Raw genomic sequence first — 9083 nt, 5'->3', positions numbered from 1 at the left:
GGATGCGGCCACGGTCGAGGCCAAGCCGGAGAGCTAGCCAAAGGGCCCGTTGCGGGATACATTGACGGCACGTCGCGTGGGCGGCGTGCCGTTTTTCTTTTTTCGGACAAGGAGACTGCCGTGCAGACCAGCGAAAGTGAAGCCAAGTACAAGTACTGTCCCCTGCTCAAGACCTCGGACGACAAGATGAAAATGTGCCAGGGGTCCATGTGCATGATGTGGCGTTGGGCCGATGATCTGAAGGAAGCGGGCTACTGCGGCCTGGCCGGGACCGTGCGCGGCCGGTAGGACCGGCGGGGAGGGGCCGTATGGCCAAGCCGTTCGCGTTCAAGCTGGAGAAAGTCCTCGATTATCGCGGCCAGTTGGAGGAGCAGGCCAAGGGCGAGCTGGCCAAGGCCCGGCGGGCCTACGACGCCCAACTGGCCGCCGTGGACGACCTCGGGGTCAAGCTCCGGGAGCACCTGGCCGCCGGGGAGGATGCCCGCCGGAGCGTCAATGAAATGTGGCTGTGGCGGCAGTACAAGGATGCCCTGCAACAGGACCTGGCCCGCGAAAGGGCGGTATTGCAGACGTTGGAACTCAAATTGCATCAGCGCCGCCTGGAGGCCGTGGAACGGTCCAAGGACAGGAAGCTCCTGGAAAAGCTCAAGGAAACCCAAGCCCGAAAACACCATGAAGAAGCAAGCGCCAGAGAAGAAAAGGAAAACGATGAAATGGCGGCCCTTCGCCACGAATCTCAAGATATCTAGGGTCCTCGTCAGCCTGGTTTTCCTGGCCCTGATGAAACTCGCGATCCTGGGCCTGGCCGGTGTCGATTCCCTGACGCCCGCCCTGCTGAGGGCCGTGATGCCCGACTCACTGGCCGTGGCCGCCCAGGCGCAGCCTCAGGCCCAGGATCAGCCTCAGTCCAACACGCCCGTGGCCGACACGGCGGACTCCCGGGCCAACCAGGACCGGGCGCGCGAGGCGGCCGCCGACGCGAGCGCCGACAAGGCGCGCACCGAGCAGGACCTGCCCGAGGAATGGAAGGCCCTCAAGCGCAAGCAGGAGGAACTGGCCATCAAGGAGCGCAACCTCAAGGACCTGGAGGCATCCATCCGGGCAGAGGCCGTCCAGGTGCGGAAGCTTCACGACGAGATCAAGGCCATGCTGGACGAAGCCAAGCAGATCAAGGACCAGCGCGTCAAGCAACTGGTGGAGATGCTCTCCAACACCAAGGCCAAGAAGGCGGCGGAGATTCTCCAGACCATGGACATCGAGCTGGCCGTGAAGGTCCTCTCGGGCATGCGCGGCCGCCAGGCGGGCGAGATCCTCACCTTTGTGGAGGCCAAGAAGGCCGCCGACCTCTCCGAGCGCCTGACCCGCTTGCAGGTCCCCTTCGCCGACGGCCAGCAGCCCTAGGCCTGCCCCCCCCGACAAAGCGACAAACGAAGCGCCCCGGACCGTGTCACGGTCCGGGGCGCTCGCATGTTCGGGGATCGAGGGGCGGCCCGGCTCCGGATGGAGCCGGGCCGGAAAGGGTCGTCTAGAGGTAGTCGCCCCGGTTGAACTTGAACCGCTCGGTGGCGGTCAGGGTCTCCAGGTCGTCGACAATGGACTTCAGGCCGGGGTCGAGGCTGGCCTGTCCCTCCTTGAGGGCGGCCACTCCGTCGGCTATCCGGTCGAGGGTCCCGTAGGCGTTCTTGAGCCCGCCTTCGGGGTCGGCCAGGGCCGCGGCGTAGTCGTCCCATTGGTCGAGGATGGATTCCACCTGTCCGGCCGCGCCCCCGTCGTCCGTCGGCTGGACGGACTGCATGGCGTGGAGGCTCAGCATCGGGTTGATCACCGGCGGCGACGCGATGTTCGCCGTCTGGGTCCCGCCCTTCGACACTTCCTGGCTCAGGATGTCGTCGAAGCCCTGCCCGGACTGTTGCGCCCTGTCCTGCCGTCGCACCTGCTCCGGCGAGACGCCCTCGATCTGATCAGGACGGATTTTCATGGTTCACACTCCTATCCTGTGTTTTGCCTGAATCGTGCACGGACCATGCCAAGCGGTTTTATTTGACAACTTGTCGGAAAGTATTATCATTTTATCGAAAGACCCCGGCAAAAAGTGCCGCTCGGCCCGGTCCGGCTCCGGCCGCATACAGGGTGGAAGGTACGTGAGAAGAAAATGGTTGTCTATGGCGGGAGGCTCTGGCAGTAAACAGAAAGGATGGTCCGGGTTCCGGACCGTCTCCCCCGGGGGAAGAGTGGACGGCGTCCGATACGCGGTCGCACAGGCCAAGGAGGTAGCAAATGGCCGAAATCAAGAAGATTCTTTGCGCGGTTGATTTCTCGGATCACAGCCCCAAGGTGGCGGAGTACGCCACGCTGATGGCCAAGGGGACCGGCGCCCAGATGCTGGTGCTCTACGTGGCCCCGTCGCTGAGCCAGTATGTCGGCTTCCACGTTCCGCCCAGCTCCATCGAGAGCTTCGTGGGCGAGATCGTCACCGGCGCCGAGGACACCATGAACGAGTTCGTCAAGGACAACTTCAAGGGCATGACCGTGGCCGGAAAGGTCGTGGCGGGGTATCCCGCCGAGGAGATCCTGGCCATCGCCGAGGCCGAGGGCTGCGACATGATCATCATGGGCACCCACGGCCGCAAGGGCATCGACCGCATCCTCTTCGGCTCCGTGGCCGAAAAGGTGGTCAAGTCGTCCAAGGTGCCCGTGCTCACGATCCGGCCCAGCTAGGCCGGGCCGCCCTTTACGAGGGGACGGAAAGCATATACAGAGGGACGGCTTCGGCCGTTCCTTTTTTTCGGCCGACATGCATGAGGGAGCGCAGACATGAAAGAATTCTCCGTCCGTCCGGAAGTGCTGGACTTCAAGCCCTACGTCCCGGGCCTGACCATCGAACAGATTCAGGAACGCTACGGCCTGACCTCGGTCATCAAGCTGGCCAGCAACGAAAATCCCCTGGGCGCGTCGCCCGTGGTCCAGAAGGTCGTGGCCCGCAACGCGGACCGCATCTTCCGCTATCCGCAAAACCACACCCCGCGCCTGGCCGCCGCCATCAGCGAGTCCGTGGGCGTCCCCGAGGAGTGCGTCCTGGTGGGCAACGGCTCGGACGAGATCATCGACATGCTGGTGCGCATGAAGGCCTGCCCCGGCGACAACATCGTCTGCTACGAACACTGCTTCTCCATGTACCGCATGTGCGCGAAGCTGGCAGGGGTTGAATACCGCGAGGTTCCGCGCGGCGACGACTACGAGCTCCCGCTCGACAAGATGGCCGAGGCCGCCGACGAACGCACCGCCATGGTCATCGTCACCAGCCCGGACAACCCCACGGGCCTGGCGGCCACGGTGGAGGACCTCTCCGTGCTGGCTGGCGTGCTGCCTCCGGACTGCCTCCTGGTGGTGGACGAGGCCTACATCGACTTCGTCTGGCCCCCGGAGTCCTACACCCCGGTCCAGGCCTTCGACCGGTTCGAGAACCTGGTCGCCCTGCGCACCTTCTCCAAGGCCTACGGACTGGCCGGGCTGCGCGTGGGCTACGGCATCCTGCCCCCGCCCCTGGCCGGGCTGCTGCGCAACGCGCGCATTCCCTTCACGGTCAACCTCCTGGCCGAGGAGGCCGCCATCGCCGCCCTGGAGGACGAGACCTTCTACAACGAGACCCTGTCCGTGGTCATGCGCGGCCGCGAATACTTCACCAACGAGCTGACCCGACTGGACTGCAAGGTCTGGCCCAGCCAGTCCAACTTCGTCATGTTCCGGCCCCCTATGGACGCCCGCCAGGTCTTCGAGACCCTGCTTGAGCGCGGCATCATCGTCCGCCACCTGGGCAGCTTCGGCCTGGGCGACTGCATCCGCGTCAACGTGGGCACCGACGACGAAAACCGCCGGTTCATCCAGACCCTGGCCGATATCCTCCATGGCTGAGCCGCTCATCGTCACCATCGATGGCCCGGCCGGGGTGGGCAAGTCCACCATGGCCAAGCGGCTCGCCCGCGAGCTCGGCATCCCCTACCTGGACACCGGGGCCATGTTCCGGGCCGTGGCCTGGAAACTGGGCGAAGGGTCCTGGGAATGGGACGAGGCGCGCCTTGAGGCCGCCCTCGGCGCCTTCACCTTCGCCCTGTCCGGCACCGGGGAGGACTCCGTCCTCTCCCTGAACGGCACGCCCATCGGCAACGAGATCCGCACCGAACAGGTCGGCATGTGGGCCTCCAACGTGGCCACCCTCCCGGTGGTGCGCGCCTTCCTCAAGCAGGCCCAGCGGGACGTGGGCGCGCGCTTCTCCCTGGTGGCCGAGGGCCGCGACATGGGCACCGTCATCTTTCCGGCGGCGCCCCGCAAGTTCTTCCTCGACGCCTCGGTGGAGGAGCGCGCCCGCCGCCGCTTCCTCCAACTGCGGGAGCTCGGCAAACCCGCCGACGAGGCCGAACTGCGCGAACAGATCGCCCGCCGCGACGACCAGGACCGCAACCGCGCCGTGGCCCCCCTGCGCCCGGCCGACGACGCCCGGCTTGTCGACACCACCCGGCTCACCCCGGAACAGGTCTTCGAAATCCTGCTCCACGGCGTCCGGCCCTAGGCCCGGCCCCGCCCCTCGGGCGGCCTCCGACGCCGCATCCCGACTTCGGCCGCAACCCGGCCGTCGCGTCACCGGCAACGCAGCCGGACGCCGCTCCCTTTCCGAATGGAAACCGGCATCGGCGTTTTGCCCTGTTTTCCGTGGAATATAGCGTTTAATTGCGAAAATGCATAATAATATTCACGAATACGCCGCAAACGTAGTGGAATTTCCGCTTTACACACGGTTTTTTTGCGGGTAGTCCATAGTCACCCAATCGGGGACTCTCTCTCATAGGGCCCCGGCCCGGATCTCCCCGATCCGGGCCGGGGGCTGAAGCACCCACCGTCCAGACCAAGGAGCCGACATGGCAGAACCTTCCGAGAAGGCCACTGAACTCTTTCGTCAGATGAACAAGAACCGCCGGGATGTCTTCAAGGCGTACCAGGGGTTCACCGCAGCCATCAAAAAAGGCAGCGCCATCGAGGACAAATACCAGTCCCTGATCCTCATCGCCTGCTCCATCATGTCCCAGTGCGACATGTGCATCTCCCTCCACGTCCAGAACGCCGCCATGCACGGCGCCACCCGTGACGAAATCATCGACGCCGGACTCCTCGCCGTCGCCATGGGCGGCTCGCCTCGCATGATGTACATGCGCCACATTTACGAAGAAGTGGACAAGCTCTTCGACTAAGTCACGCCACCCTAAAGGCCGCCCCACCAGGCGGCCTTTTTTTCGGCCCGCATGACGCGGCGCGATGCGGGGGATGAATGCCTCCGGCGGCCGCCTCGCCGTGTGAACCGCTTGGCGCAGACTTGCAGACCATGTCGTTACGGCGTTTGGAACATTGAGAGAGGCAGGGTTCTTGATTTGAGGATTGGTCTTTTCCTTGTCTACCAAAAAACATCCGGCTGGGGCCGAGAAAAACGGCGGGGAGTGTTGTGGTAGGCGGCACGTATCCCCGTCCGTTTTTCTCGGCCCCAGCCGTTAACCGGCAGGGCGGGGCGAGCGGGCAGTCCGTCTCCGCGGGCGTGAGTCGCCTTGTCAGGCTATGCCCCCGCGAAAGCGGAGAGTGGATTCCAAAGGCGTTGCCTTTGGCGGGTCCAGGGCAGCGCCCTGGCCTCCCCGGAGGGGCCGCCGGAGGCATTCCCCATTGAAGATTGTCGGGTGCTTGCTGTCCGCTAGTCGCCGAACATTTGTTTGACGTCGCGGCTCATGGTGAAGGTCTTGAGGGTCCAGCCGCCCGTGGTGTGGTAGTAGTAGAGGTCGAAGAGGTAGGGCATGGTTTTGAAGAGGAGGATGTATTTGAGTCGGACGAGGGATTCGCCCGCCTTGCGGTCGAGGATGAGTTCGTAGGCGATGGGGGGGCCTTGCTGGTTGACCTGCTGGAAGTAGTCGAACTGGATTTTTTCCAGGGTGTTCTGGGGGTATCGGCCTTTGGAGAAGAGGACGGCGAAGCCTTTTTTGGCGTCGCCCGCGAGGAGGGCGGTCATGACGGATTCGGCGTGGGAGCGCGGGGTGTCGGTCTGCCAGGACTCGTTGTCCGGTGCCGCGGCGCGGGCGGGCAGGGTGGTGAGAAGGAGGGTGAGGCAGAGCAGGGCGGCGGGCAGATGTCGCATGGCGTTCTCCGGGTTGCGGTGATGAGCGCAGGCTATTTCACGGATTGGCCGGGGTCAAGGTCCGGGCCGTGGTCGGGGCCGAGGTATTCGGTCACGGCGCGGCGGAGCATGGCCTTGGTCAGGGGCTTGGGCAGGTAGCCGTTGCAGCCGCTTTCGCGGCAGCGTCGTTCGGATTCGGCCAGTGCGTGGGCGGTGACGGCCAGGATGGGGGCGGGGGGCAGCCCGTCCTCGCGTTCGCGGGCGCGGATGGCTTCGGTTGCCTGGTAGCCGTCCATGCCGGGCATTTCGATATCCATGAGGATGAGGTCATAGGGATCGGCGGCGTGCATGGCCAAGGCTTGTTCGCCGTTTTCGGCGGTGTCGAGCCGGTGGGGGATGTCCTTGAGGAAGAGGGCGAAGAGGAGGCGGTTGCGTTCGTCGTCCTCGACCAGGAGGATGCGGCCGGGGGCGGCGTTGTCGCCGGGTTTGCCCGCGGCGAGTTCCGGGAGGTCCCGACAGGACTCGGGGTCCGGGTTGACGGTGAAGCGGGCGGTGAAGGTGAAGGTGGAGCCGTGGCCGGGCTGGCTGTGGACGTGGATTTCGCCGCCCATGGCCATGGCCAGGTTGCGGCTGATGGCCAGGCCCAGGCCGGTGCCGCCGTATTGGCGCGAGGTGGAGTCGTCGGCCTGGGTGAAGTTGCCGAAGATGGCCTCCTGCTGGCCTACGGGGATGCCGATGCCGGTATCGGCCACGGCGAACTTCAGGACGATGCGTTCGGTTCCGGCCTCGTGGGAGCGTTTGGCGGGCGTGACGGTCAGGGAGATGGACCCGCTGCGGGTGAATTTCAGGGCGTTGCTCAGCAGGTTGACCAGTATCTGGTTGAGGGCCGTGGGGTCTCCGATGAGCCAGGCCGGGGTTGCGTCGTCCACGTTCCAGGAGAGGGCGAGGTCTTTTTCGCGCGCTTCGAGGGAGAAGACCTCGCAGGTCTTGTCGATGGTGGCGGGCAGGTTGAAGCCGATCTCGAAGAGGCGGAATTTCCCGGCTTCGAACCGGGAGAGGTCGAGGACGTCGCGCACCAGTTCGCGCAGGTGTTCGCCCGCGTTGCGCAGGATGGTGATGAGCTGTTGCTGTTCGGCGTTGAGCCGGGTTTCGGTCAGGAGTTCGCCCGCGCCGAGGATGGCGTTCATGGGGGTGCGGATCTCGTGGCTCATGCGGGCCAGGAAGCTGCTTTTGGCCTGTGCGGCGGCCTCGGCCATCTCGCGGGCGGAGTTCAGCTTGCGGGCCACGACCAGCCCGATGAAGAGGGCGATGGCCACGGCGACCATGGCGATGAGGATGTTGTTGGTCCGGTTGGTCTTGATGGCGCCGAGGTAGTCGTCCTCGGGCATGTAGATGCCGATGACCCAGGGCCACTGGGGGTCGGAGAAGGGTGCGAACATGGCGTTGTACTGTTCGCCGTCCAGCGCGAAGCTGGTGAAGACCGGGCCTTTCAGGGCGAGCTGCCCCTCGGGCAGGCCCAGGGAGTGGAAAGCTTCGCGGGCCACCGGGTCGTCCAGCTCGGTGATTCGCGTCAACCGGACCTTTTCGCCCTCCTTGGCGTGGCGGAGCTTGTCGATGTCAGGGTAGGCGATGAGCGAGCCGTGGCGGGAGAGGATGAAGGCCCGGCCATGTTCGCTGACGTGGAGCCGGGAGATGAAGTTGGAGAGTTCGTCGATCTCTATGTCCACGCCCACCACGCCCATGAACTTGCTGCCCAGGAAGACGGGGCTGGCCGTTGTGACGCCAGGTTTCCGGGAGGTGAAGAAGATGTAGGGCTTGGTCCAGATCAGGCCGTTGGCGTCGCGCGCCTGGGTAAACCAGGGGCGGGTGCGCGGGTCGTATTCGTCGGTGGGGTCGATATCGCGGCGCTGGAGGAAGCCCTCGGGCGAGGTGTAGATCTTCTCGACCTTGCGCCGGCCGCCGGGGAAGCGGATGAACTTGGTGAACAGCCCGTCCTTGGCCAGGGCGTTGTAGCGGGAGACCATGGTGAAGCCGCCGTCGGCGGAGCCGAAGTAGATACCTGAGAACTGGGAGTTGAGGGCGAGTTGCTGGGTGAAGTAGGCGGCCATGGACGCGGCCTTGGTGCTGTTGACGATGCCGCTCTGTGAGAGGCTGCGGGTCAGGCTGGCGGCCTTGCGGGCTGGTTCCAGGTAGCTCTGGGACTTGTCGATGGTGTAGGAGGCGATGTTCTCCATGATGATGCGGGCGTGACGCATGAGCACCGAGCGCGAGGTCAGGGAGGAGGAGAGGATGAGCAGGCTGGCGAAAACGAGGATGAGGCCGGTGAAGGCGAAGGTCAGTCCGTATTTGGCGGGCATCCGCATGCGGGGGTGGCTCCTTGGAAGTCGGTGTCTTTGAAGACCCTACCATGGGAGTGGGCAAAGGGCGATATCATTATATATGTGCCGCAGGCCCGCCGAAACAGCGGCGGAAGCGGGGAAAGCGAAATTTATTTCATGTAATTTTAGTATGTTGAAACAAAAAGACAGAAGCCTTGAAAAAAGCCCTTGACCTCCAGGGGCGATTCACCTAGAACTCCACGTCGCCGCGAGGGACTGCCCTTCAGCAAGACCCGGACGGCTTGTTCTTTCTCAAATATATAGGCCGGTTAGCCTCTCTCCTCCGATCGGGAAAAAGATCGGAAAAGAGGTTGACGAGAGCAAGCGAAACAACTAGGTTGCCGACCTGCCCAAGGGCAGGAGTTCGACCCCGGAATCGACGAAAAAAAGTTGAAGAAAGGTGTTGACGGCCACGGCGCGAAAGCCTAGGTTGCCCCTCCTGCCAAACGGCAGCGCCGAACCCCGGCAACAATTTGAAAAAGTTGAAAAAAAGGGTTGACGGCGACGGGGCGAAAGCTTAGCTTGCCCCTCCTGCCAAACGGCAGCGCCGAACCCCG

The 9083-nt window shown here is 64.3% G+C and carries 11 protein-coding genes; 7 read left to right on the top strand and 4 right to left on the bottom strand.

Features of this window, described 5'->3' with window-relative positions:
• The first annotated feature begins 120 nt into the window (after nucleotides 1–120).
• From PHP91_RS16360 to PHP91_RS16350, 3 genes are read left to right on the top strand one after another with little or no spacing between them, the layout of a single operon-like run.
• The gene (locus PHP91_RS16360) at nucleotides 121–288 is read left to right on the top strand and encodes a hypothetical protein (RefSeq protein ID WP_300143238.1); all 168 of its coding nucleotides are present in this window, start codon (nucleotides 121–123) and stop codon (nucleotides 286–288) included.
• A 20-nt stretch (nucleotides 289–308) separates the two neighbouring features.
• Nucleotides 309–749, top strand: coding sequence for a flagellar export protein FliJ (fliJ, locus tag PHP91_RS16355; RefSeq protein ID WP_300143235.1), 441 nt, complete (start codon nucleotides 309–311; stop codon nucleotides 747–749).
• Nucleotides 709–1401: a magnesium transporter MgtE gene (locus PHP91_RS16350; RefSeq protein WP_300143232.1), complete on the top strand. Its 693-nt coding sequence runs from the start codon at nucleotides 709–711 to the stop codon at nucleotides 1399–1401. Before fliJ ends, PHP91_RS16350 begins: the two co-directional genes overlap by 41 nt.
• 124 nt (nucleotides 1402–1525) lie before the next feature.
• Here the strand turns inward: PHP91_RS16350 and PHP91_RS16345 are convergent, their stop codons facing one another.
• On the bottom strand, nucleotides 1526–1978 hold the full coding sequence (locus tag PHP91_RS16345; protein WP_300143229.1) for a flagellar assembly protein FliX: 453 nt from the start codon (nucleotides 1976–1978) through the stop codon (nucleotides 1526–1528).
• A 299-nt stretch (nucleotides 1979–2277) separates the two neighbouring features.
• Here PHP91_RS16345 and PHP91_RS16340 point away from each other — a divergent pair, with 299 nt between their 5' ends.
• The 4 genes from PHP91_RS16340 (at nucleotide 2278) to PHP91_RS16325 (ending at nucleotide 5243) form a co-directional block, all read left to right on the top strand.
• On the top strand, nucleotides 2278–2718 hold the full coding sequence (locus tag PHP91_RS16340) for a universal stress protein (protein ID WP_300143225.1): 441 nt from the start codon (nucleotides 2278–2280) through the stop codon (nucleotides 2716–2718).
• A 96-nt stretch (nucleotides 2719–2814) separates the two neighbouring features.
• On the top strand, nucleotides 2815–3912 hold the full coding sequence (gene hisC / locus PHP91_RS16335; protein ID WP_300143223.1) for a histidinol-phosphate transaminase: 1098 nt from the start codon (nucleotides 2815–2817) through the stop codon (nucleotides 3910–3912).
• The gene (cmk, locus tag PHP91_RS16330) at nucleotides 3905–4567 is read left to right on the top strand and encodes a (d)CMP kinase (RefSeq protein WP_300143221.1); all 663 of its coding nucleotides are present in this window, start codon (nucleotides 3905–3907) and stop codon (nucleotides 4565–4567) included. The genes hisC and cmk overlap by 8 nt, the downstream gene beginning before the upstream one ends.
• Nucleotides 4568–4913: 346 nt before the next feature.
• Entirely contained in the window at nucleotides 4914–5243 is a 330-nt protein-coding gene (locus tag PHP91_RS16325; RefSeq protein WP_300143218.1) for a carboxymuconolactone decarboxylase family protein, read from the top strand.
• Between the two features lie 488 nt (nucleotides 5244–5731).
• Here the strand turns inward: PHP91_RS16325 and PHP91_RS16320 are convergent, their stop codons facing one another.
• From PHP91_RS16320 to PHP91_RS16310, 3 genes are all read right to left on the bottom strand, one after another.
• Nucleotides 5732–6169 (bottom strand): hypothetical protein, encoded by a 438-nt coding sequence (locus PHP91_RS16320; protein ID WP_300143216.1) that lies wholly within the window; start codon nucleotides 6167–6169, stop codon nucleotides 5732–5734.
• A gap of 32 nt (nucleotides 6170–6201) precedes the next feature.
• Nucleotides 6202–8511 carry a hybrid sensor histidine kinase/response regulator gene (locus tag PHP91_RS16315; protein ID WP_300143214.1) on the bottom strand — a complete coding sequence of 770 codons (2310 nt, stop codon included), beginning with the start codon at nucleotides 8509–8511 and terminating at the stop codon, nucleotides 6202–6204.
• 348 nt (nucleotides 8512–8859) lie between these two features.
• On the bottom strand, nucleotides 8860–9083 hold a 224-nt coding region (locus PHP91_RS16310), incomplete at its 5' end, for a hypothetical protein (RefSeq protein WP_300143211.1).

The organism is Pseudodesulfovibrio sp., assembly GCF_028692895.1.
Taxonomy (GTDB): Bacteria; Desulfobacterota; Desulfovibrionia; order Desulfovibrionales; family Desulfovibrionaceae; genus Pseudodesulfovibrio.
This window is presented reverse-complemented; position numbering and strand designations above follow the sequence as displayed.